Genomic DNA, 22,238 nt, shown 5'->3' with positions numbered 1-22,238 from the left:
GCCGGCTGCCCGCCTGGACTTTATTGGGCGGCGCCCTGGCGGCCTGTCCGTCTTCGACGGGGCCAGCCGGGGCGCGCGTTACACACGGGTCCGACAGGAATCAGCGGCGTTTGGCCATCGATTCGATGAAGCGGTCGAACAGTGGCGAGACGTCATTGGGGCCAGGGCTGGCTTCAGGGTGACCCTGGAAGCTGAAGGCGGCCTTGGCGGTCAGCTCGATGCCCTGCAGGGTGCCATCGAACAGCGATTTGTGGATCGCACGCACATTGCCCGGCAGCGTCGCTTCGTCTACCGCGAAACCATGGTTCTGACTGGTGATCATCACCACGCCGCTGTCGACGTCCTGCACCGGGTGGTTGGCGCCGTGGTGGCCGTGACCCATCTTGACGGTCTTGGCGCCGGCGGCCAGGGCCAGCAGCTGGTGACCCAGGCAGATGCCGAAGACGGGAATCTCGGTCTGCAGCACTTCCTTGATCGCCTGGATAGCGTAGTCGCAGGGCTCCGGATCGCCAGGGCCGTTGGACAGGAACACGCCATCGGGGTTGAGGGCGAGCACGTCGGCGGCCGGGGTTTGCGCCGGCACCACGGTCAGGTGGCAGCCGCGTTCGACGAGCATGCGCAGGATGTTGACCTTGACGCCGTAGTCGTAGGCGACCACGTGGTACGGCAATTCACTGTTGGGCACGTCGGGGTGGCTGTCGGACTTGAGGTCCCAGACACTGGAGCGCCACTGGTAGGTGTCCTTGGTGCTGACTTCCTTGGCCAGGTCCATGCCCTTGAGGCCAGGGAAGGCGCGAGCGGCGGCGATGGCGGCCTCTTCGCTGATGTCGTCACCGGCCATGATGCAGCCGTTCTGCGCGCCCTTCTCACGCAGGATGCGGGTCAGGCGGCGAGTATCGATGCCGGCGATGGCGACGACGTTGTTGGCTTTCAGGTATTCGTCCAGGGACAGCGTGTTGCGCCAGTTGCTGGCAACCAGTGGCAGGTCGCGGATCACCAGGCCTGCGGACCAGACGCGATCGGACTCGGCGTCTTCGGGCGTGGTACCGGTGTTGCCGATGTGGGGGTAGGTCAGGGTAACGATTTGCTGGGCATAGGAAGGATCGGTAAGGATTTCCTGATAGCCGGTCATGGCGGTGTTGAACACCACCTCACCAACGGTTTGCCCGTCGGCTCCAATGGCTTCGCCGCGAAAGATGCTGCCATCGGCAAGGGCGAGTATGGCTGGCTTAGTCAAGAAGACCTCCCGTAAATAAAGCCTGAAAGGGCGATCGCAGGTTGTAAAAAAGCGGAATGCCGTATGGATACGTCACCCCGCTTCTTTTCATCGAATTATCTGCGCGCTTTTAGTGGACACACTAAAGCTGTAGCTTACAGAAAAGAGGGGTTTTGGTCTACCGCGAATGCGGTGAAGACTTGGCAGGATGCGACGCACAGTGGTGATTTGCTGGCGTGAGCCTTCGCGGGCAAGCCCGCTCCCACAGGATCTTCGCCACATCAAAGATCCTGTGGGAGCGGGCTTGCCCGCGAAGGATAGCTGGATCAATGCAGGTCGAGCACATCCTGCATGTCGTAGAAGCCTGGGGCACGGCCGTCGAGCCAGAGGGCGGCGCGTACCGCGCCCTTGGCGAACGTCATGCGGCTGGAGGCCTTGTGGGTGATCTCGACGCGCTCGCCGTCAGCGGCGAACAGCACGGTGTGGTCACCCACCACGTCACCGGCACGCACAGTGGCGAAACCGATGGTCTGACGCTCGCGCGCACCGGTCTGGCCTTCACGGCCGTAGACCGCCACTTGCTTGAGGTCGCGACCCAAGGCATTGGCAACCACTTCACCCATGCGCACTGCCGTGCCCGACGGAGCGTCGACCTTGTGCCGGTGATGGGCTTCCATGATCTCGATGTCGACATCGTCGCCCAACACCCGTGCAGCGGTGTCGAGCAGCTTCAGGCACAGGTTGACACCGACGCTGAAGTTGGCAGCGAAGACGATCGGAATGTCCTTGCCCGCCTCGGCCAGCAGCGCCTTCTCCTCGGGACTGAAACCGGTCGTACCGATGACCATGGCCTTACCGGCCTTGCGGCAGAACGCCAAGTTTTTCAGGGTCACGGTTGGGTGAGTGAAGTCGATCAATACATCGAATTCTTCCGCCACCTTCGCCACGTCACCCGACAACGGCACGCCGATACGGCCCAGCGCCGCCAGTTCACCAGCATCGGCGCCGACCAGCGTGCTGTCCGGCCGATCGATCGCAGCAGTCAGACCGGCGCCGGGCGCCAGCTGGACCGCTTCGATCAACGTCTTGCCCATGCGCCCGGCGGCGCCCATCACAGCTATACGTCGCATGCTTGAATCCTTATGCCTTACAAGTCGCCGAAGAAACGCTTCACACCCTCGAACCAACCATTGGCCTTCGGGGAATGGGATTCGTCGCCTTCCAGCGAAGTGCGGAATTCTTCCAGCAACTCACGCTGACGGCGGTTGAGGTTGACGGGCGTTTCCACCGCCACTCGGCACATCAGGTCGCCAGCACCACCGCCACGCACGGGCGCAACGCCCTTGCCACGCAGACGGAACTGCTTGCCGGTCTGGGTGCCTTCCGGGATCTTCAGCTTGACCCGACCGTCGAGGGTCGGCACTTCCAGCTCGCCGCCCAAGGCCGCATCGGTAAAGCTGATAGGCACTTCGCAATACAGGTGCTTGCCGTCGCGCTGGAAGATCGCGTGCTCGCGCACGTTGATGACCACGTACAGATCGCCAGTCGGACCGCCCTGCATGCCCGCCTCGCCTTCGCCGGAGAGGCGAATGCGGTCGCCGGTGTCGACGCCCGAAGGCACCTTGACCGAGAGGGTCTTGTACTCTTCGACACGGCCTTCGCCGTGGCACGAATCGCACGGGTCGGAGATGATCTTGCCCTGGCCGTGGCAGCGCGGGCAGGTCTGCTGCACAGAGAAGAAGCCCTGCTGCATGCGCACCTGGCCGATACCGCCACAGGTTGGGCAGGTGATCGGCGCCGAGCCCCTCTTCGCGCCACTGCCGTCGCAAGGCTTGCAGTTGACCAGCGTCGGCACACGGATACTGACCGTGGTGCCGCGCACGGCTTCTTCCAGGTTCAGCTCGAGCGTGTAGCGCAGGTCGCTACCACGCTGGGCGCCACCGCGGCCATTGCCGCCACGACCGCCACCGAAGAAATCGCTGAACACATCGCCGAAGATGTCGGAGAAATTCTGCCCGCCGAAGCCCTGGCCGCCGCCACCCATGCTCGGGTCGACGCCGGCATGACCGTACTGGTCGTATGCCGCGCGCTTGCTGGCGTCGGACAGCACTTCGTAGGCCTCGTTGGCCTCCTTGAAGGCTTCCTCGGATTCCTTGCTGTCAGGGTTGCGATCCGGGTGATGCTTCATCGCGAGGCGGCGATAGGCCTTCTTCAGATCCGCTTCGCTGGAGCCACGCTCCACCCCCAGAACCTCGTAATAGTCACGCTTTGCCATAAGTCTTTTTACTCTTTTGGGAGCCAGCACGCAGGGGCGCCGCTGACCGCGCCGCCAACATCCGATCGCTGTCGCATGTTGTTAAAATTCGTGTATTCCAGACACGCCAACGCGGGAGCAAGCCCCCGCGCGGCGACATCCTACCAGTCACCGTGCGAGCACAGTCAACCGGCCGACCAACAAGAATTACTTGTTGTCTTTGACTTCTTCGAATTCGGCATCGACGACGTCGTCGTGCTTGCCGGCTTCTTCCGCTGGCTGAGCAGCGGCGCCTTCAGGCTTCTCGGCCTGTTCGGCGTACATCTTCTGTGCCACTGGAGCGGAGACCTTGGACAATTCTTCGACCTTGGCATCGATCGCTGCCTTGTCGTCGCCCTTGACCGCAGTTTCCAGCGCCACAACGGCCGCTTCGATGGCAGTCTTCTCGTCGGCGGTGACCTTGTCACCTGCGTCAGCGACCATCTTGCGAGTCGAGTGCACCAGTGCATCACCCTGGTTGCGAGCAGCAGCCAGCTCTTCGAACTTGCGGTCTTCCTCGGCGTTGACTTCAGCGTCACGAACCATCTGCTGAATTTCGTCTTCGGACAGACCGGAGTTGGCCTTGATCACGATGGACTGAGTCTTGCCGGTGGCCTTGTCCTTCGCGCCGACGTGCAGGATGCCGTTGGCATCGATGTCGAAGGTCACTTCGATCTGCGGTACGCCACGTGGAGCCGGTGGAATCTCGGCCAGGTCGAACTTGCCCAGCGACTTGTTCTGCGCGGCTTGCTTGCGCTCGCCTTGCAGGACGTGGATGGTCACGGCGCCCTGGTTGTCGTCGGCAGTCGAGAATACCTGCGATTTCTTGGTAGGAATCGTGGTGTTCTTCTCGATCAGCGCGGTCATCACGCCACCCATGGTTTCGATACCCAGGGTCAGCGGGCTGACGTCGAGCAGCAGCACGTCTTTCACGTCACCGGCCAGTACGGCGCCCTGGATGGCAGCACCCATGGCAACGGCTTCGTCAGGGTTGACGTCCTTGCGAGCTTCCTTACCGAAGAAATCGGTCACCAGCTTCTGTACCAGTGGCATACGGGTCTGACCACCGACCAGGATCACGTCGTTGATCGCGCCAACGTCGATACCGGCGTCTTTCATGGCGGTGCGGCAAGGCTCGATGGTGCGTTGAACCAGGTCTTCAACAAGCGATTCCAGCTTGGCGCGGGAGATCTTCACGTTCAAGTGCTTAGGACCGGTCGCGTCTGCAGTGATGTACGGCAGGTTAACGTCGGTCGACTGGCTCGAGGACAGTTCGATCTTGGCTTTTTCCGCAGCTTCCTTCAGGCGCTGCATGGCCAGCGGGTCACCCTTGAGGTTCATGCCGCTTTCTTTCTTGAACTCGTCGACGAGGTAGTCGATCAAGCGGATGTCGAAGTCTTCACCACCCAGGAAAGTGTCGCCGTTGGTGGCCAACACTTCGAACTGGTGCTCGCCATCGACTTCAGCGATTTCGATCACGGACACGTCGAAGGTACCGCCACCCAGGTCATAAACGATGACAGTGTGGTCGCCCTTGGCCTTGTCCATGCCGTATGCCAGTGCCGCGGCAGTCGGCTCGTTGATGATGCGCTTGACGTCCAGACCCGCGATACGACCGGCGTCTTTGGTGGCCTGACGCTGGCTGTCGTTGAAGTAGGCCGGTACGGTGATGACCGCTTCGGTAACGGCTTCACCCAGGTAGTCTTCGGCAGTCTTCTTCATCTTTTTCAAGATTTCAGCCGAGATCTGTGGCGGAGCCATTTTGTTGCCGTTGACTTCAACCCAGGCGTCCTTGTTGTCGGCTTCGACAATCTTGTAAGGCACCATCTGAATGTCTTTCTGTACGACGTCTTCGGAGAAACGACGACCGATCAGACGCTTAACCGCGTACAGGGTGTTATGCGGGTTGGTGACCGCCTGACGCTTGGCCGACTGACCGACGAGAATTTCGCCGTCGTTGGCATACGCGATGATCGAAGGTGTGGTGCGAGCGCCTTCGGCGTTCTCGATGACCTTGGCCTTGCCGTTTTCCAGAATGGAGACGCAGGAGTTGGTGGTCCCCAGGTCGATACCGATAATCTTGCCCATGTTTCTTCTCCTGGCACTAAGGCCCGAAAATTTTGGATTTGGTTGCCGCGACAGTGGTGGCTGTCTGCGGTAGCACTTAAACGCTTGACACTAAGATGGGGGCCACTTGGCCGATTTCAAGCCTGCTCGTCGATCGAAGGCGAAACCGGTACGGCGGCCTTGCTGACCACGACCATGGCCGGGCGCAGCAGGCGTCCATTGAGCTGATAGCCCTTCTGGAAAACTTTCAAGACACTGTTGGGCTCGACGTCCGCGCTTTCCTGCATGGCCATGGCCTGATGATGCTCGGCGTTGAACGGCTGACCGTGCGGATCGATGGCCTCGAGGTTGTAGCGCTTGAGCGTGTCCTGGAACATTTTCAGGGTCAGCTCCATGCCTTCGCGCATCGGACGGATGCTTTCGTCATCGGGGCTGGACAGTTCGATGCCGCGCTCCAGACTGTCGAGCACAGGCAGCAGGTCGCCGGCGAACTTCTCGAGGGCAAACTTGTGCGCCTTTTCCACGTCCTGGTCGGCACGGCGGCGAACGTTCTGCAGGTCGGCGGCTACGCGCAGGGACTGGTCCTGGGCGGCGGCGAGCTGCTCTTCGAGCAATTGCACGCGCGCGGTGAGGTCTTCGGCACCGGCGTCGGCAGCCTGATTAGCGTCTAGATTCTGATCGTCCAGGTTCTGTTCGTCAGCCATTGGTTCTCTCCTCTCGATTACGTCCGCGAGGTCGACTCGCGCTTCTGACCGGTATATGGGGTCACAAATCCGCGCTTCAAGGGCTGACGACAAGCGGCGACACGCGAGCTTTGCAAGTCAGCAATAAAAAATCCCGAGATCAGGCGAAAACGAGCTAAGGACGAATATTGTCAGCCCTGCATGAAACACTGTATAAATAACCAGACATTCATGCCTGGGGGCGGTCTTATGCTGGTGCACCTGTCCGTACACAACTATGCCATCGTCGAACATCTCGACCTCGAACTCGAGCGCGGGATGAGCGTGATCACGGGCGAGACCGGCGCCGGCAAATCGATCATGCTCGATGCGCTGGGCCTGGCCCTGGGCGATCGTGCCGACTGCGGCGTGGTTCGTCCGGGCGCCGACAAGGCCGACATCCTGGCCACGTTCGACCTGGTCGACATCCCCGAGGCCAGCGCCTGGCTGGCCGAGCGCGACCTGGAAACCGACGGCCCCTGCATTCTGCGCCGGGTGATCACCGCCAAGGGCGGTTCGCGCGGCTACATCAACGGCACACCCTGCCCGCTGGGCGACCTCAAGTCTCTGGGCGAGCTGCTGATCGACATCCACAGCCAGCACGAGCACCAGTCGCTGCTCAAGACCGACACCCATCGCCGCCTGCTCGACGAATACGCCGGCGCCAGCGACCTGGCTCGGCAAGTGCAACTGGCCGCGCAGAAGTGGCGGCAGACCCGCCAGGAACTCGAACGCCTGTCGGATTCCGGCGACGAGCAGCGCGCACGCCACCAACTGCTCAGCTATCAGCTGGAAGAGCTGGAGAATCTCGGCCTGGGTGAAAACGAGCTGGAGCAGTTGGAGCAGGAACACAAGAACCTGACCAACGCCGAAGCGCTGTTCGGCATCTGCCGCCAGGTGATCGACCACTGCAGTGAAAATGATTCGGGCAACGTGCTCAGCGCGCTGACCGCCAGCCTGAATCGCTTGGGCGGCGTCAGCAATGCACCGAACGCGCTGGGCGAAGCCGCCTCGATGCTGGCCACGGCGCAGATTCAGGTGGAAGAAGCGGTCGGCGAACTCAATCGCTTCCTTGATCACTTCGAGGCAGACCCGGCGCGTTTACAGCACATCGAGGAACGCCTCGACACCATCTATACCCTGGCGCGCAAACACCGCGTGCACCCGACCGAAGTGGTGGCGCTGCAACACCGCTTGCTCGAAGAGCTGGAAGGCTTGAATGCCAGCGACGAGTCGATCGAGCAACTGGGTGAAGAACTGGCGGCCTATGCCCGTCACTACCAGGAAAAAGCGCGCGAGCTGACCGGCCTGCGCACCCATGCGGCAGCGCAACTGGCCTCGGCGGTGGAAGTGGAAATTCAGCGCCTGGGCATGCCCGGCGGGCGCTTTACTATCGAGTTGCGCGCCAACGCCCATGAGGACTTGCATCCCAATGGCCTAGAGCAGGTCGAGCTACTGGTCAGCGCCAACCCGGGCCAGCCCATGAAGCCCCTGGCCAAGGTGGCTTCGGGTGGTGAGCTGTCGCGGATCAGTCTGGCGATCCAGGTGATCACGGCGCAGACCTCGCGGGTCCCGACGCTGGTGTTCGACGAAGTGGACGTGGGTATCGGCGGGCCTACCGCAGAAATCGTCGGCCAATTGCTGCGTCGTCTGGGTGAACGTGGGCAGGTGTTGACCGTGACCCACCTGCCACAGGTGGCGGCTCAAGGGCATCATCACCTGTTCGTGCACAAGGTGCGTGGCAGCGACGAGACGCGCACGGCGGTGTCGAACCTGGGCAAGGGCGAGCGCGTGGAAGAAGTGGCGCGGATGCTGGGCGGGATCGACTTGACCAAGGAATCGTTGGCCCATGCCAAGAAGATGGTGGTGACGGCCAAGGGGTGATGGTGGCAGGTCCGGCCTCTTCGCGGGCAGAGCCCGCTCCCACAATGCTGCAATGCAATCCTGCTCCATGTGGGAGCGGGCTCTGCCCGCGAAAGGGCCCTCACTGACACACCGCATACAAAAAAGGCGACCCTAGGGTCGCCTTTCTGCATCAAGCCCGAGGTGTCGAACCTGGGCAAGGGCGAACGCGTGGAAGAAGTGGCGCGGATGCTGGGCGGGATCGATTTGACCAAGGAATCGTTGGCCCATGCCAAGAAGATGGTGGTGACGGCCAAGGGGTGATGGTGGCAGGCCCGGCCTCTTCGCGGGCAGAGCCCGCTCCCACAATGCTGCAATGCAATCCTGCTCCATGTGGGAGCGGGCTCTGCCCGCGAAGAGGCCCCCACTGACACACCGCATACAAAAAAGGCGACCCTAGGGTCGCCTTTCTGCATCAAGCCCGAGGTGTCGAACCTGGGCGAGGGCGAGCGCGTGGAAGAAGTGGCGCGGATGCTGGGCGGGATCGATTTGACCAAAGAATCATTGGCGCATGCCAAGAAGATGGTGGTCACGGCCAAGGGGTGATGGTGGCAGGTCCGGCCTCTTCGCGGGCAGAGCCCGCTCCCACATGATGATGTGACACTATTCATTGTGGGAGCGGGCTCTGCCCGCGAAGAGGCCCTCACTGACACACCGCATACAAAAAAGGCGACCCTAGGGTCGCCTTTCTGCATCAAGCCCGAGATTACTTGGGCCGGCGCACGTACAGCACCAGGTTGTGATCGACCAACTCGTAGCCGTTCTGGATCGCACGCTCCTTCTGGAGCCGTTCAATCTCGTGATCGGTGAACTCGATCACTTCACCCGACTCCACATCGACCATGTGGTCGTGATGCTCGCCGTCTGCCAATTCGAACACGGCATGGCCGCCGTCGAAGTTGTGACGTGCTACCAGACCGGCCGCTTCGAATTGAGTCAGAACACGGTAAACCGTGGCCAGACCCACATCCTCGCCAGCCTCCATCAGCGCCTTGTAGACCTCTTCGGCGCTCATGTGGCGTTGCTGTGCCGATTCCAGCATTTGCAGAATCTTGACCCGTGGAAGGGTCACCTTGAGGCCGGCTTTACGCAGTTCGCTATTATCAACCATGGTCAGCTTTCTCAACGATGCGGCTTCGCAGCATCTCTTAATACGGGTATGATCGGGGTTTACGTTGTCCCAGCCAAGATAGTGGAAGTCGCCCACCGATGCAAAACACCAAGCACTTGCTAACCAGCCTCACCTTCGTGGGACTGCTCGCACTCGCCGGTTGTTCATTCCCCGGGGTTTACAAAATCGACATCCAGCAGGGCAATGTCGTCACGCAGGACATGATAGACCAGTTAAGGCCCGGAATGACCCGTCGGCAAGTAAGGTTTATCATGGGCAACCCTCTGCTGGTCGACACGTTCCACGCCAATCGCTGGGATTACCTGTACAGCCTGCAGCCAGGCGGCGGCGAACGTCAGCAGGAACGCATGAGTGTCCTGTTCAACGGCAACGACCAGCTGGTTGGCCTGTCCGGCGACTTCATGCCCGGCGTCAGCAAGGATCAGGCGATTCTGGGCAGCGATACCGACACCAACGTCGTGCCTCAACAGGGCGAGCCACAGAAAGCCGAAGAGCCACCCAAGCCTGGGTCGATGCTCGAAGACATCCAGCGCGATGTGGACGGTGTGAAGACGGTTCCCGTCCCAACGCCCCAGCCGCTGGACGTTTCGCCGCAGTAAGCAGGCGATACGAAAAAAGCCCGGTGATGCCGGGCTTTTTCATGGGCGAAGAACACGTATCTCAGCGTGTCTTGCGCGCTTGCGCCGCCTTGGCCGCGCGCAATCGCCGCACTTCTTTTGGGTCCGCCAACAAAGGTCGATAAAGCTCGATACGATCACCTGCCTGCATAACGTATTCGGCAGGAGAATCCACAAGCTTTGCGAAAATGCCCACCGGACACCGGGAGAAATCCACGTCAGGAAATCGTACGGCGATGCCTGACATTTCGATGGCCTGGGCCACCGTGGTACCCACGGGTACCTGAAGCGAGATCAATGCCTGGTCATCGACAGCGGCATAGACCACTTCAATCTCGATCGACTGGTCAGCCATGCAACTGCTTGGCGCGCTGGCAAAAGGCATCGACCAGGGTATTGGCAGCCTGGTTGAACAGCGGACCCAAGGTGGCACGAACGATGGGGCCAGCGTAGTCGAAGGATAGATCCAGGCTGATCTTGCAGGCCTTCTCACCCAACGGCTTGAATATCCACATACCGTGCAATTGATTGAACGGGCCTTCTTCCAGGTTCATTTCGATGGAGCGACCGGGCTCCAGGGTATTGCGGGTCACGAAGTGCTGACTCAACCCACCCTTGGCAATGTCCAGGTTGGCGCGCATCAAGGTGTCGGTTTCTTCGAGGATGGTGGTGGCCGAACACCAGGGCAGGAACTCGGGATAGCGCGACACATCGTTGACCAGGTCATACAGGGCCTGAGCAGGATATGGCAGCAAAGCCGAACGTTGAATATGGGTAGTCATGCGAGCGTCACTTCCAAAGCTGGGCGGCGGACGCGAGCATCACGCGCCGGCCGGACGACGCCAACGGCGCCTTGAAAATAAGGTAGGCATGCCAGCAGACAGGGGGCACGCCAACGAAATCATGGGGCTTCTTTGTCGACAGCGGCTGAGCGCAGGCTATCCAAAAAGATCACGTATTGTCCGGTATTCATTGCAACCGCTCAAGCACACCGCAATACCGTAGCCGAGAGCGCAACGACTGCCTATAATGCGCGCCCTATGGCCAAATTAAAGAAACACCCTACAGGGACCATCGCGCAGAACAAGAAAGCGCGACACGATTACTTCATCGAACACCGTTTCGAGGCTGGCTTGGTCCTGGCCGGTTGGGAAGTAAAAAGCCTGCGTGCCGGCAAGGCGCAACTGGTGGACAGCTACGTGCTGCTCAAGGATGGCGAAGCCTGGCTGATGGGTAGCCACTTCACCCCCCTGACCACGGCCAGCACCCACGTGATCGCCGACCCGACGCGTACCCGCAAACTGTTGCTCAACCGCCGCGAGCTGGAAAAGCTGTTCGCCCAGGTTCAGCAGAAGGGCTATGCCTGCGTGGCCTTGTCGATCTACTGGAGCAAGCACTTGATCAAGTGCGAAATCGCTCTGGGCAAGGGCAAGAAGGAATACGACAAGCGCGACACCGAGCGCGAGCGCGATTCCAACCGCGAGCTGCAGCGTGCCGTGCGCAACAAGGGCAAGGAAGACTGATCTCCCCGCCCTTGCAGCGCCGGTTTCACCGCGTTTTCCGGCTTGCTTTCACAAGCCGTTGCGTCGCTGCGCGCGAGCGGTTCGCTGCACCGTCTGCCGCGCCTCGTCGAGCACGCCCTGCACGTAGGTGATGTGCAGACTGGCCAACTCCCGCGCCTGTTCTGCCTGCCCCTCGACGATTGCTTGAAACAGCCGCCGATGCTGTGCGATGAGCTTGTCGCGGGTTTCGACACTGTGCCGATGCATCCCACCGATGTTCACCACCATATTGCGCTTGAGCATGTCGAACAGCCCACGCACGGTGTGCAGTAACACCGCGTTGTGACTGGCTTCGGCGATGGCCAGATGAAAGTTGGCATCGGCCACGCCCTCCTCCTCCCGCGTCACGCTGTCGACCCGCCGGTAACAGTCTTCCAGAACATCCATGGCGAGCTTCAGTTGTTCACGATCGATCTCAGTGGCGCGCTGCGCCGCATAGAACGCACATGACGCTTCCAGCGTGTGACGAAATTCCAGCAGGTCGCGCTGGCTCTCCGGATTGCTTTCCAGCAGCGCCAGCAATGGATCGCTGAAGGTCGAACCCAGCTTGTGGCAGACATAGTTGCCGCCGCCCTGACGACTGACCAGCATGCCCTTGGCCACCAGCTTCTGGATGGCTTCGCGCAGCGAGGGGCGCGACACGCCGAATTGCTCGGCGAGCGCCCGCTCGGCCGGCAAGCGCTCGCCTGCACGCAGGGTGCCCTCCAGGATCATGGCTTCCAGACGCTCGACAATGCCATCGGACAAACGCCGCTGGCGGACTTGATCAATACCCATGGATGGCTCCAACACACGATTGCTTCGGCCGCACTCGACCAAAGTCATAGACAAGTAAATTGACAGCCCCACGGCTGCGCCCTAACCTGACTTGGATTTATTGTAAATTGGTATTACCAATTTCTGCAATCAAACAGCCGCACGACAGCGCCAAGCCTTCCAAAAAAAACAAGGGGCCTCAGCTTATGCAAACCTGGCAGCAGATCTACAACCCGCTCGGAAGCCTCGGGCTGTCCGCCCTGGTTGCCGTCATTCCCATCGTGTTCTTCTTCCTGGCGCTGGCCGTATTCCGCATGAAGGGGTACATCGCCGGCAGCATCACGCTGGCGCTGTCCATCATCCTGGCCATCTTCGCCTACGGCATGCCCGCCGACATGGCGCTGGCCGCCGCGGGTTACGGGTTCATGTACGGCCTGTGGCCGATCGCCTGGATCATCGTGGCCGCCGTGTTCCTCTACAAGCTGACGGTGAAGAGCGGCCAGTTCGAAATCATCCGCAGCTCGGTGCTGTCCATCACCGACGACCAACGCCTGCAGGTGTTGCTGATCGGCTTCTGCTTCGGTGCGTTTCTGGAAGGTGCGGCAGGCTTCGGCGCGCCGGTGGCGATTACCGCAGCCCTGTTGGTGGGCCTGGGCTTCAACCCGCTGTACGCCGCAGGCCTGTGCCTGATCGCCAACACCGCGCCGGTGGCCTTCGGCGCCTTGGGCATCCCGATCATCGTCGCGGGTCAGGTGACCGGCATCGACCCGTTCAAGATCGGCGCCATGACCGGCCGTCAACTGCCACTGCTATCGCTGATCGTCCCGTTCTGGCTGGTGTTCATCATGGACGGCCTGCGGGGCGTTCGGGAAACCTGGCCAGCGGCGCTGGTCGCAGGCCTGAGCTTCGCCATCGTGCAGTACCTGACCTCCAACTTCATCGGCCCGGAACTGCCCGACATCACCTCGGCCCTGGCCAGCATCGTCTGCCTGACCCTGTTCCTCAAAGTCTGGCAACCCAAGCGCGCGGCCAGCAGCGAAACGGTCGCCGTCAGCGGTGGCGCAGCCGTGATGGGCGGCGGGCCAACAGGCAAAGCCAGCACCGTCGGTGGCTCGACGCCAACGCCCTACAGCCTGGGGCAGATCCTCAAGGCCTGGTCGCCGTTCCTGATCCTGACCGTGCTCGTCACCATCTGGACCCTGAAGCCGTTCAAGGCGATGTTCGCCCCGGGCGGCGCCATGTACAACTTCGTCTTCAACTTCGCCATCCCGCACCTGGACCAACTGGTACTCAAAACCGCGCCCATCGTCGCTACCGCCACACCGATGCCCGCCGTGTTCAAGTTCGACCCGATCTCGGCCACCGGCACGGCGATTCTGTTCGCCGCGATCATCTCGATGATGGTGCTGCGCATCGACATCAAGACCGCGTTCAAGACGTTCGGTGAAACCTTGTTCGAACTGCGCTGGCCGATCCTGTCCATCGGCATGGTGCTGGCCTTCGCCTTCGTCACCAACTTCTCGGGCATGTCTTCCACCATGGCGCTGGTCCTGGCCGGCACTGGCTCCGCGTTCCCGTTCTTCTCGCCGTTCCTGGGCTGGCTCGGTGTATTCCTCACCGGCTCGGACACCTCGTCCAACGCCCTGTTCGGCTCGCTGCAGGCCACCACCGCGCACCAACTGGGCGTCAGCGACGTACTGATGGTGGCCGCCAACTCCAGCGGAGGCGTGACTGGCAAGATGATCTCGCCGCAGTCCATCGCCGTCGCCTGTGCCGCCACCGGCCTGGTGGGCCGCGAGTCCGACCTGCTGCGCTTCACGCTCAAGCACAGCCTGCTGTTCGCCACCATCATCGGCTTGATCACCCTGGCCCAAGCGTACTGGTTCACCGGCATGCTGGTGCACTGATCGGCAGCCGATCTACGTCTATCACACCAAACCTGGGGGCTAACATGCCCCCTTTTGGTGCCTTATGAATTTTTTTACATCCGCACACGTTTTGCGTAGAACCCCTGCATTGGCGCGAAGTCCATTCATCAGGCCCGCAAGCAATCGGGCTATTTCTGACTGCGGACGCCGATCCTACCGAGGAGCGCCGAGTCCACCTTGAGTAAGGAGATTCTTATGAAGCGTACCTATCTGTCCGGCCTGATCGTAGCCTCCGCCCTGATAGCATCCCCTGTGTTCGCAGCTGAAGACCTGTGCGCCGTCAACATGCAGAAGCTGAACGACGCCAAGACCACTTCCATGCAACTGGGCGACCCTGCCAAGAGCCAATACGACGACGCCTACAAAGCAGCCATGGCCGCCCACGCTGCCAAGGACGAAAAAGCCTGCATCTCGCACTCCACCGATGCCATGAACATCCTGATGGATGCTCAGAAAAGCAAAGGTTGACCGCCAAGCCAACCATAGGGTTGGCCTGACGCCGCGAAATGACGTAGACTACGTCTCCCCTGCCTAACCGCAGGGGTTGGGGCCGATTAGGATTCGACGCCGGTTGCGAAACTTTAGGTGCATGCCGACTTGGTAACAGAAGTCGTAAATCCACTGTTGCAACTTTCTATAGTTGCCAACGACGAAACCTACGAGGGCCAAGCTCTCGCTGCCTAACGGTAGCTGAGCCGCTCTTCTGGCTACTTCGGTGCCAGCGATCATCAGGGGATGCCTGTAAACCCAAAGTGATCGTCACGCAGAACAGGATCGTCGTGTAGCACGCTGTGGGCAAAGCGACTAAAACTTACACAGCTCGTCCAATGCACCCTGCCAGTCGGGCGGCTGCGGATTAACTCAGTAGACACGGCTAAGCATGTAGTACCGACAGCGGAGTACTGGCGGACGGGGGTTCAAATCCCCCCGGCTCCACCAAATCTGCAGGAGAAGACGTCTTAGGGCGTCTTTTTTTGTGCCTGAAATCCAGCGAAATCAAGGGTTTAAGGGCTAATGGGCTCCGCAGAGGTGTTTTGAGTTCCATCCGTTTGGGTATTCCAAGGCATTCAGTGCTATTTTTTGGAATACCAAATCAGTGTAAGAGGAAGCTCTCATGCCTGCTCCAGCCCTTCGCCTCTCCGACCGCCAGCTCAAGGCAGTCAAGGTAGTCAAGGCAAAAGACAAAGATTACGTGCTCAACGATGGCGACGGCTTCAGCTCCGAATCGGGAGCAATGGCTCAATGCTGTGGAACTTCAACTACCGCGAGCTGGTAACCAAAAACCGTATCAATATGGGGCTGGGCACGTACCCAGAGCTCTCGCTGGCGAATGCAAAGAAGAAAGTGGTGGAAGCGCGCGTGCTGCTTGCACAAGGCATTGATCCCAAGGTACAACGCAATGCACAGGACGAAGCCAAACGAGCGGAGACAGCTGAAGAAGGACTCCGTTACGCCGGCGTACGCCGAAGACATTTGGCGATCGCTTACGCTGCATGTATTTCCAGACCTGAAAACTACGCCGCTCTCAAAAATCAGCGCACCGATGGTCATCGAACTGCTTGGCCCAATCGAGGCCAAAGGCAGCCTCGAGACAGTGAAGCGACTGTGCCAACGGCTCAACGAGATCATGACTTACGGGGTAAACTCGGGAGCGATATTCCTCGCCCCCTCCCCAATAGAATTCGAGCAGTGTTCAAGAAGCCACAGAAAGAGAACATGGCCGCGCTGTCACCTGAGGAACTGCCTGAGGTCATGATGGGAATCGCGAACGATAGCATCAAGCGCGCGACTCGCTGCCTGATCGAATGACAACACACGATCACTCGCCAAGCTGAGCCGGCGACCACCGGATGGGCAGTCGCCGAACGGCCTCAAAAACGAACTTTCAAAATCTACACTAATTCTTTCCGTATCTCAGGCAAAAAAAAACAGCTAGACTAAACCTTCCAAGACTCAAGATCGATGCATAGCGTTTCAAACAAAAACTCTACAACCATGGCTCGTCCTTCACCCAGTGCTGATGCAATGGTGATTACGGAAACCAGAATGGAGTTAACAGTGCGCAAATCGGCGACATTATTCAGGAAATTTAATATTTCTTCAAATTTCTCCAACATAGCAGTTTGGGAAAAGCTTAATTCGTGCACCACATGGGTAGATGGCGTCAGATAGAGAATATTCGCACGCGTCCGCAAACCGTAGGCTTCAGTCAGCATGCCATACCCTTCAGAAGGGAAAGCTTCGTCCTGCCCTGCAAGCCTCCTCAATGCCTCCTGAAAAGCCATGGATAGATGAAGAATGACTTCTGAGAACTCTTTTACACTGGCGTCGCTGGCCAGGGCTGGAGACAGATTCGATGAAACCAAAGTAGGCATATTGCCTCCTAAATATTAGTAATTAGCCCAGTTAGCTAGGTACGAGTTCCGACCTTCGAACTACCCTGGTCAAATGATCAGTTAAAAGATGAATATCACCATGTAAATTCTGAACGCCATTCCATGGCCGGCTGCCTGTTTTAAAGGACCACTCTCCCGAACCGAGCGTCCAAGCTGTATATCCTTGTAGCTTTCTCAGGCCTAACTTGAATACTGGGGCCAGTGGCGCTCCTGTAGCACATAACTGTTCCATAACAAACCCCATGGAAATAATCCCTGCGCTATGTACTAGACGAGAACTTTTAGGTGTATGACCATGCCAAGCATTTCCAAACACCTCCTGAACCGCCTGGAAAAACTCACTGATGGCCAAGAAACATCGATCTTCACCTCCCGGCAACTCAATCACCTCCCGACAGTAACCGTCTGATAGGGAGTTCATTACCAGTTTTTGGAGCGACGTATCGCCGATGACTCCTAAGGGATTGGTATGCTGCTTAATCTGACCTTGCAAAGAAGATCGATCGTCATAATTCAGCATTTCCACGATGCGGGCTGCGCGGGCGCGGGAAGTCATTCTGAATGGAAGGCCGCTGACAGACGGGAGCAGTTCATATACCAGCGACTTCGGTAATGGACTGGTGTTGTTGACAAGAATGAATTGTCGACGAAGCTCATCCTGATTTTCACACACAAGAGCAGACACCAGTAGCTGGAACGAACTCCCCTCGAGCCCAGCTAACGCAGATAGGCGCTGCTGACCATCCACAACGAACCCAGGAGGGCCAGATGAAATATCCACCTCAATTTCTGCATAGGGTCCATCTCCATCCACCACTCGGACTCCATTGGTAAACGCTAACACCACAGCATTGGGCATTACCGCATCGGGACGGGAGAGGTAGTCGCGGATCTCTCGTATGTGCTTGGACACCTGTGGCCGCTGAAAGCCATGAAGGGCGCCACGATCATCACGATTGACTCGGTCGATGCTAGCGATCGTCAAAATCTGCTCAACAGTAGCCGCAAACGACACCACTTGGTGGGTTGGGCTCTGTAACGCCTTGATTGCGCTGAACTTAAGCAATGGGTCTTCCTCCATCGAGCGCCCCCCCAGAAAGAGGGATAGCAGCAGTATTGAGGCTCTTATACCAACCCTTCCGCATAAAAACTAGCTCAAGCGCATTGGCCCATACAGTTATTAAATGGTAGATTGTCAGCATCAGATAAATGCGAAACCCGTCAAAATAGGTCTGCAGTTTTCCCATGAAAACCGTAATCATCACCAACTGCACCAATCGAAAACGTCTCGACGGCCTGCCGCCGGTGGTGCTGAAGGACGAGTGTTATTCATCGATTGCAGCTATGGCAAAGGCGTGGAAGGGGCAAATAGACGAACGTCCCACCACTCTGATGGCATCTTCACTCTACGTGGGCAGAAGCGTTTCTGACGCGAGGCGCGTAGCAACGAAGTTGGACGCGAAGCTAATGTTTGCGTCGACCGGCTTAGGGTTGATTGAAGGCGATCGGAGATGTCCACCGTACAACCTGACGGTGGCTCAGGATCCGAATTCTATCATCCCACATCTCGAAAAATTGGGTGTGTGCGCATCAGATTGGTGGGAAGCCGTGAATGTCACCCAATCAAAGGGAGGCGCCCTCGCGGATCTTGTCAGCCAACCCGACATCGACTTGGTGCTCATTGCCCTCTCTTCAAACTATGTGCAGCTGATCGGCGAAGACCTCGGAAAAATCAGGAACACGCAGATCGATAAGCTCAGAATATTCACCTCGCGCCCGGGCATCGAGATGCTTCCCAGCCATTTACGACGCATCGCGATGCCCTATGACGAACGCCTTGAAACCTCAACACTACCGGGCACTCGCAACGATTTCCCCCAGAGAGCCCTGCGTCATTTCATTGAGATTCTTGAACTGTCGAGTGCTCCTGCTGAGATCGCTCGAAAGAGCGTCAGCGCGGCGATGGATCTTTTATCACTAGCTAAAACGACCATCCGGCGGCGCGCATCGGACAGTGAAATTGCCTACATGCTTGAGTGTGTGTGGGCTGACTACCAAGGCAGTTCCACCCGATTGTTACGCTACTTGAGGGACGACGCCATGGTGTCGTGCGAGCAATCGCGCTTTCGGAGGATCTGGCAGGACATCAAAGGTCAAGACAGCGTAGAGAGCAAAGCATGACGAGCGAAGATGCGATTGTGGTGCGTGCACTACGCACCACTCAAGGCGACAACCTTGATGTGTATGCGTTATTCATCAGGGGATCTGACCTCGTCCGAATTGCCGACATCAGCCGCCTGTCGCGCGAAGACAGCAGCCCCCTCAAGGGTTTTCAGCGCCCCGAGATTAAGAGTCATGTCAAAGGGATCACCGAGTACCTCAATCAGGGAAATGTACTTTTCCCCAATGCAATTATCTTAGCGCTGTCTCCAGACCTGCGTTTTGTTGCAGCACGCGGAAGCAAGCCGACTGGTGATGCGGGGCTTTCGCAAGCGGGTACGCTAACGATCCCTATCAGGGAGGAAGGAATGAGATCTGCCTGGATCGTAGACGGGCAACAGCGCTCATTGGCGTTGGCGAAAGCGGCTAACTCGGATCTTCCTGTACCAGTGATCGGCTTTGTGTCCGACAGCCTGACCACTCAGCGCGAGCAGTTCATTTTGGTCAACAAGGCCAAACCCTTGCCCACTCGACTGATCAACGAACTACTGCCGGAGACAGGCAGCATCCTTTTGCCCCGCGAACTGAGTGCTCGCAAGGCACCAGCTGAGTTGTGCGGGCTTCTTAGCCGCGATCCCAACTCCCCTTTCCACAAACTCATAAAGCGGTCGTCCGAGCAAAATAGCAAAGCAGTGATCACTGACACAGCTGTAATAACAATGATCCGTCATAGCATCAGTAATCCGTTGGGAGCGTTGGCTCCATACACCTCCAGCACCGATGGTGCGGCGAACGTTGAGTCCATGTACAACCTACTAACGACCTTCTGGCGAGCAGTGCGTGATACGTTTCCAGAGGCGTGGGCACTTGAATCCAAGAGCAGTCGACTCATGCACTCAGCGGGGATCATCGCCATGGGAGTGCTTATGGATCGGATCTACGCCAAAATCGGTGGTCAGCGCGAAACCTACGAAGCAGTGCTACAAGAACTGGCCAAAGTAGCTCCTTACTGCGCATGGACAACAGGTCAGTGGCCGATGATTAATGTCCAGTGGAATGAAATCCAAAGCACCCCTCAAGATATCAAGGCACTGCAAGAAACCTTGATCCGCCTCTACATGACCAGCACTCACCAATGAAATTTTTATACGCCGACACCCAAGACTACGTAGACCCGGACTACGATTTCATCAACGATCGAAATGCGCCAGGCCGAAAGAGATACTGGGATGACCAGTATGCGCACGAAATGATGACGCCCGTCCCTTACGATGGGTTATTGGTCTCGATGAGCGCAGTGCGACCTGCAAATGGTGTCGCTAATTCAAAGGTTCGGTACTCGACTTCCGAGCAGCACCGCTTCCTCAGAGAAGGCGCGCGCAAATTTCTACGACTCGATGGCATTCAGTTCAAAGACACGATGGTCCTAGGGGACTGCGGGGCTTTTGCCTATGTAGAACACCCTACCCCTGCGTATAGCCCAAGCGAAGTAGTAGAGTTCTACTCGGATGCGGGATTCACCCATGGCTGCTCGCCAGACCACATCATATTCAACTGTGACTCCAGCAATCCGCCAGCGCTGAGCCAGTCGGAGGATGTGTTGTTTCGGTACGAAATTACGCTCAAAAATGCACAAGAGTTTCTACGTTTAGTGAAGGAGGCGGAATGGCCTTTCGAACCTCTTGGAGCGGTACAGGGTTGGTCTCCTCAAAGCATGGCGAACGCTGCAAAACAACTCGAAGACATGGGTTATCGCTACTTGGCGATCGGAGGTCTAGTACCTTTGAAAGTCGATCAAATCCATGAGGTTCTAAAAGAGCTTCGAGCGGTCCTCAAGCCCGAGACAAACATTCATCTGCTGGGTTTTGCTAAAGCAGAGAACATCCATGAGTTCACTGGATATGGCATTACCAGCTTTGACTCAACCTCCCCCCTTATACGCGCATTTAAAGATGCAAAGTGTAATTATTACATGGGCAACAATACAACCAAACTGGATTATTACACTGCCATCCGTATTCCTCAGGCAATTGAAAATCCACGCCTAATGCAAGGAATTAAAAAAGGCACTTTGAGCGCAGAAGAGTTACAAATCAAAGAAAAAGCGGCGCTGCTAGCGATCCGCGACTACGATAAAAATCTTCTCGACTTTGATTCTACCTTAGCCGTACTAGTAGACTATCTCCGACTGACTCTATCCGGCACAATATTATCACCAATAGAAATGGAAAAAGAAATCACCAAGCATGTCCGACTAATCTCACCCACACTGAGAGATAAACCGTGGCAAAAATGCCAATGTTCGATTTGTCAGTCAGTCGGTATCGAAACTATTATCTTTCGAGCCAGCAATCGAAACAAAAGACGCGGATTTCATAATTTAGGCGTGTACCACCGCCACCTTCAGAAAACTCTGGAACTTTCGAAACAATGATTTATCGATTTAAGGGTGTTCGCGCCCAACAGGCCTCCGAGCATGATGTATTTTCGTTTGCGGCCACTCCAAATGAAATTTTAGAATTTTCTGAAATTGAGAGAGTTGGCCGCAATGAAGAAGGCCACCTCAAAGGTTTTCAGCGCCATCAAGTCGCGTCGCACATCAGAGACATTCGTGACTATCTTCAGCGCGACGATGCATTGCTCCCTAATGCAATCATCTTGGCCTTTCTGGACGGGGTCACGATTAAAGACCTCGGCGAGGGTATTGTAGAAATCGTTATTGATACTACTGAATCCAAACCAGGCTTCGTGGTCGATGGACAACAACGACTCAGCGCCCTTGCGACGATGGAAAAACCTGGATTCCAGGTATTTGTATCTGCATTGATTTGTAAAGACTACAACGAACTGCGGCAGCAGTTTGTGCTCGTCAACAATACGAGGCCGCTGCCAAAATCGCTGATCTATGAACTTTTACCGACTGTTGACGGACTGCCCGAACGGTTCACAAGTCGTAAATTCGCTGCTCGTATTATTGATTTGTTGAATTTTTTGCCTAACTCCTCTCTGTTTGGCGAGATCAAGCAACATACGAACCCTAGAGGAGTACTAAGCGACATGGCGATGCAGAAGTTCGTGATGAACTCTGCGAATGATGGCGCGATTCGTAGCTTCATGAAGTTTGATGACTTTGAGGGGCGCAGCATCGAACTTATCAATAATTTCTTCCATGCAGTGCGTGTAGTTTTCAAATCGGAATGGGAGGGACTAGCGCCTAGGAACTCTCGCTTGAAGCACGGGGCAGGCCTGGTTTCTTTGAGTTTCGTTATGGAGTTGCTTTACTCCGATCAAGGCACAACCAGCAAGGAAGGATTTATCAAAGGTCTAAAACTTTTGAAACCTCATACGGCGTGGACAAGTGGCGAATGGCACATATCTGCAACCGACCAACGCCCCTGGAACGGCATCCAAAACACGCCCACTGATATCGGGTTGCTCACCAAATATCTGACCGACAAACTCAAGCAAGAAATGAAACGGCGCTAAA

At 57.6% G+C, this 22,238-nt stretch carries 20 protein-coding genes, 1 other RNA gene and 2 pseudogenes; 12 read left to right on the top strand and 11 right to left on the bottom strand.

All coding sequences use genetic code 11. The features are described 5' to 3' along the window. Positions 1 to 100: 100 nt before the first annotated feature. From carA to grpE, 5 genes are all read right to left on the bottom strand, one after another. Positions 101 to 1,237 (bottom strand): glutamine-hydrolyzing carbamoyl-phosphate synthase small subunit, encoded by a 1,137-nt coding sequence (carA, locus tag BLV18_RS02820; protein ID WP_090356210.1) that lies wholly within the window; start codon positions 1,235 to 1,237, stop codon positions 101 to 103. A 305-nt stretch (positions 1,238 to 1,542) separates the two neighbouring features. Continuing rightward, positions 1,543 to 2,346, bottom strand: a complete 804-nt coding sequence (dapB, locus tag BLV18_RS02815) for a 4-hydroxy-tetrahydrodipicolinate reductase (RefSeq protein ID WP_056845240.1) — start codon at positions 2,344 to 2,346, stop codon at positions 1,543 to 1,545. 17 nt (positions 2,347 to 2,363) lie between these two features. Further along, the gene (dnaJ, locus tag BLV18_RS02810; protein WP_090356208.1) at positions 2,364 to 3,491 is read right to left on the bottom strand and encodes a molecular chaperone DnaJ; all 1,128 of its coding nucleotides are present in this window, start codon (positions 3,489 to 3,491) and stop codon (positions 2,364 to 2,366) included. A 186-nt stretch (positions 3,492 to 3,677) separates the two neighbouring features. Next, entirely contained in the window at positions 3,678 to 5,651 is a 1,974-nt protein-coding gene (gene dnaK / locus BLV18_RS02805; protein ID WP_269082545.1) for a molecular chaperone DnaK, read from the bottom strand. A 62-nt stretch (positions 5,652 to 5,713) separates the two neighbouring features. Beyond that, on the bottom strand, positions 5,714 to 6,280 hold the full coding sequence (gene grpE, locus BLV18_RS02800; RefSeq protein WP_090356205.1) for a nucleotide exchange factor GrpE: 567 nt from the start codon (positions 6,278 to 6,280) through the stop codon (positions 5,714 to 5,716). 228 nt (positions 6,281 to 6,508) lie between these two features. Between grpE and recN the strand changes: the two genes are divergently transcribed. After that, positions 6,509 to 8,182, top strand: a complete 1,674-nt coding sequence (gene recN / locus BLV18_RS02795) for a DNA repair protein RecN (protein WP_090356204.1) — start codon at positions 6,509 to 6,511, stop codon at positions 8,180 to 8,182. Between the two features lie 177 nt (positions 8,183 to 8,359). Further along, a pseudogene (locus tag BLV18_RS22680) lies at positions 8,360 to 8,464 on the top strand (hypothetical protein); the annotation flags it as partial. A gap of 442 nt (positions 8,465 to 8,906) precedes the next feature. Here the strand turns inward: BLV18_RS22680 and fur are convergent. Beyond that, positions 8,907 to 9,311 carry a ferric iron uptake transcriptional regulator gene (gene fur, locus BLV18_RS02790; RefSeq protein ID WP_049858656.1) on the bottom strand — a complete coding sequence of 135 codons (405 nt, stop codon included), beginning with the start codon at positions 9,309 to 9,311 and terminating at the stop codon, positions 8,907 to 8,909. A gap of 98 nt (positions 9,312 to 9,409) precedes the next feature. Here fur and BLV18_RS02785 point away from each other — a divergent pair, with 98 nt between their 5' ends. Continuing rightward, positions 9,410 to 9,931 (top strand): outer membrane protein assembly factor BamE, encoded by a 522-nt coding sequence (locus BLV18_RS02785; RefSeq protein WP_049858655.1) that lies wholly within the window; start codon positions 9,410 to 9,412, stop codon positions 9,929 to 9,931. Positions 9,932 to 9,992: 61 nt separating this feature from the next. On the opposite strand, the gene BLV18_RS02780 is transcribed toward BLV18_RS02785, so the two are convergent. Together BLV18_RS02780 and BLV18_RS02775 are read right to left on the bottom strand one after the other, a co-directional pair. Continuing rightward, positions 9,993 to 10,304, bottom strand: coding sequence for an RnfH family protein (locus tag BLV18_RS02780; RefSeq protein ID WP_090356200.1), 312 nt, complete (start codon positions 10,302 to 10,304; stop codon positions 9,993 to 9,995). Beyond that, the gene (locus BLV18_RS02775; protein ID WP_056845235.1) at positions 10,297 to 10,731 is read right to left on the bottom strand and encodes a type II toxin-antitoxin system RatA family toxin; all 435 of its coding nucleotides are present in this window, start codon (positions 10,729 to 10,731) and stop codon (positions 10,297 to 10,299) included. The genes BLV18_RS02780 and BLV18_RS02775 overlap by 8 nt, the downstream gene beginning before the upstream one ends. 258 nt (positions 10,732 to 10,989) lie before the next feature. Between BLV18_RS02775 and smpB the strand changes: the two genes are divergently transcribed. Then, positions 10,990 to 11,472, top strand: coding sequence for an SsrA-binding protein SmpB (gene smpB, locus BLV18_RS02770; protein WP_043190812.1), 483 nt, complete (start codon positions 10,990 to 10,992; stop codon positions 11,470 to 11,472). 48 nt (positions 11,473 to 11,520) lie between these two features. On the opposite strand, the gene BLV18_RS02765 is transcribed toward smpB, so the two are convergent. Beyond that, entirely contained in the window at positions 11,521 to 12,288 is a 768-nt protein-coding gene (locus BLV18_RS02765; RefSeq protein ID WP_049858653.1) for a GntR family transcriptional regulator, read from the bottom strand. A gap of 185 nt (positions 12,289 to 12,473) precedes the next feature. Here BLV18_RS02765 and BLV18_RS02760 point away from each other — a divergent pair, with 185 nt between their 5' ends. The 4 genes and pseudogenes from BLV18_RS02760 to BLV18_RS02745 form a co-directional block, all read left to right on the top strand. After that, positions 12,474 to 14,174, top strand: a complete 1,701-nt coding sequence (locus tag BLV18_RS02760; RefSeq protein WP_043190819.1) for a lactate permease LctP family transporter — start codon at positions 12,474 to 12,476, stop codon at positions 14,172 to 14,174. Positions 14,175 to 14,390: 216 nt separating this feature from the next. Continuing rightward, positions 14,391 to 14,663 (top strand): PA2433 domain-containing protein, encoded by a 273-nt coding sequence (locus BLV18_RS02755; protein ID WP_090356198.1) that lies wholly within the window; start codon positions 14,391 to 14,393, stop codon positions 14,661 to 14,663. A gap of 78 nt (positions 14,664 to 14,741) precedes the next feature. Beyond that, positions 14,742 to 15,134: a transfer-messenger RNA gene (gene ssrA / locus BLV18_RS02750) on the top strand. A gap of 175 nt (positions 15,135 to 15,309) precedes the next feature. Further along, a pseudogene (locus BLV18_RS02745) lies at positions 15,310 to 16,001 on the top strand (integrase arm-type DNA-binding domain-containing protein); the annotation flags it as partial. A gap of 131 nt (positions 16,002 to 16,132) precedes the next feature. Here BLV18_RS02745 and BLV18_RS02740 read toward each other — a convergent pair. Next, entirely contained in the window at positions 16,133 to 16,570 is a 438-nt protein-coding gene (locus tag BLV18_RS02740) for a hypothetical protein (protein WP_090356196.1), read from the bottom strand. A gap of 31 nt (positions 16,571 to 16,601) precedes the next feature. Continuing rightward, complete coding sequence (dbpB, locus tag BLV18_RS02735) at positions 16,602 to 17,657, bottom strand: DGQHR domain-containing protein DpdB (protein WP_244156798.1); 1,056 nt, start codon at positions 17,655 to 17,657, stop codon at positions 16,602 to 16,604. Positions 17,658 to 17,836: 179 nt separating this feature from the next. Between dbpB (BLV18_RS02735) and BLV18_RS02730 the strand changes: the two genes are divergently transcribed. Genes BLV18_RS02730 through dbpB (BLV18_RS02715) form a run of 4 tightly spaced genes read left to right on the top strand, consistent with a single transcriptional unit; the run spans position 17,837 to position 22,237 of the window. Continuing rightward, positions 17,837 to 18,772: a hypothetical protein gene (locus BLV18_RS02730; RefSeq protein WP_090356190.1), complete on the top strand. Its 936-nt coding sequence runs from the start codon at positions 17,837 to 17,839 to the stop codon at positions 18,770 to 18,772. Continuing rightward, positions 18,769 to 19,890 carry a DGQHR domain-containing protein DpdB gene (gene dbpB / locus BLV18_RS02725; RefSeq protein ID WP_090356187.1) on the top strand — a complete coding sequence of 374 codons (1,122 nt, stop codon included), beginning with the start codon at positions 18,769 to 18,771 and terminating at the stop codon, positions 19,888 to 19,890. The genes BLV18_RS02730 and dbpB (BLV18_RS02725) overlap by 4 nt, the downstream gene beginning before the upstream one ends. Next, entirely contained in the window at positions 19,887 to 21,185 is a 1,299-nt protein-coding gene (dpdA, locus tag BLV18_RS02720; RefSeq protein ID WP_090356185.1) for a tRNA-guanine transglycosylase DpdA, read from the top strand. The genes dbpB (BLV18_RS02725) and dpdA overlap by 4 nt, the downstream gene beginning before the upstream one ends. Next, entirely contained in the window at positions 21,182 to 22,237 is a 1,056-nt protein-coding gene (gene dbpB, locus BLV18_RS02715) for a DGQHR domain-containing protein DpdB (RefSeq protein WP_090356183.1), read from the top strand. Before dpdA ends, dbpB (BLV18_RS02715) begins: the two co-directional genes overlap by 4 nt. Position 22,238 lies beyond the last annotated feature (1 nt).

The sequence above is a fragment of the Pseudomonas coleopterorum genome (assembly GCF_900105555.1).
Taxonomy (GTDB): domain Bacteria; phylum Pseudomonadota; class Gammaproteobacteria; order Pseudomonadales; family Pseudomonadaceae; genus Aquipseudomonas; species Aquipseudomonas coleopterorum.
The sequence above is the reverse complement of the archived record's forward strand: the minus strand, read 5'-3'. Positions and strand labels throughout refer to the sequence as shown.

Excerpts from the sequence above, each read along its gene's own strand:
- dapB (WP_056845240.1), bottom strand. The coding sequence starts at position 2,346 with ATGCGACGTATAGCTGTGATGGGCGCCGCCGGGCGCATGGGCAAGACG.
- dnaJ (WP_090356208.1), bottom strand. The coding sequence starts at position 3,491 with ATGGCAAAGCGTGACTATTACGAGGTTCTGGGGGTGGAGCGTGGCTCC.
- grpE (WP_090356205.1), bottom strand. The coding sequence starts at position 6,280 with ATGGCTGACGAACAGAACCTGGACGATCAGAATCTAGACGCTAATCAG.
- recN (WP_090356204.1), top strand. The coding sequence starts at position 6,509 with ATGCTGGTGCACCTGTCCGTACACAACTATGCCATCGTCGAACATCTC.
- fur (WP_049858656.1), bottom strand. The coding sequence starts at position 9,311 with ATGGTTGATAATAGCGAACTGCGTAAAGCCGGCCTCAAGGTGACCCTT.
- BLV18_RS02785 (WP_049858655.1), top strand. The coding sequence starts at position 9,410 with ATGCAAAACACCAAGCACTTGCTAACCAGCCTCACCTTCGTGGGACTG.
- BLV18_RS02780 (WP_090356200.1), bottom strand. The coding sequence starts at position 10,304 with ATGGCTGACCAGTCGATCGAGATTGAAGTGGTCTATGCCGCTGTCGAT.
- BLV18_RS02775 (WP_056845235.1), bottom strand. The coding sequence starts at position 10,731 with ATGACTACCCATATTCAACGTTCGGCTTTGCTGCCATATCCTGCTCAG.
- smpB (WP_043190812.1), top strand. The coding sequence starts at position 10,990 with ATGGCCAAATTAAAGAAACACCCTACAGGGACCATCGCGCAGAACAAG.
- BLV18_RS02765 (WP_049858653.1), bottom strand. The coding sequence starts at position 12,288 with ATGGGTATTGATCAAGTCCGCCAGCGGCGTTTGTCCGATGGCATTGTC.
- BLV18_RS02760 (WP_043190819.1), top strand. The coding sequence starts at position 12,474 with ATGCAAACCTGGCAGCAGATCTACAACCCGCTCGGAAGCCTCGGGCTG.
- BLV18_RS02755 (WP_090356198.1), top strand. The coding sequence starts at position 14,391 with ATGAAGCGTACCTATCTGTCCGGCCTGATCGTAGCCTCCGCCCTGATA.
- BLV18_RS02740 (WP_090356196.1), bottom strand. The coding sequence starts at position 16,570 with ATGCCTACTTTGGTTTCATCGAATCTGTCTCCAGCCCTGGCCAGCGAC.
- BLV18_RS02730 (WP_090356190.1), top strand. The coding sequence starts at position 17,837 with ATGAAAACCGTAATCATCACCAACTGCACCAATCGAAAACGTCTCGAC.
- dbpB (WP_090356187.1), top strand. The coding sequence starts at position 18,769 with ATGACGAGCGAAGATGCGATTGTGGTGCGTGCACTACGCACCACTCAA.
- dpdA (WP_090356185.1), top strand. The coding sequence starts at position 19,887 with ATGAAATTTTTATACGCCGACACCCAAGACTACGTAGACCCGGACTAC.
- dbpB (WP_090356183.1), top strand. The coding sequence starts at position 21,182 with ATGATTTATCGATTTAAGGGTGTTCGCGCCCAACAGGCCTCCGAGCAT.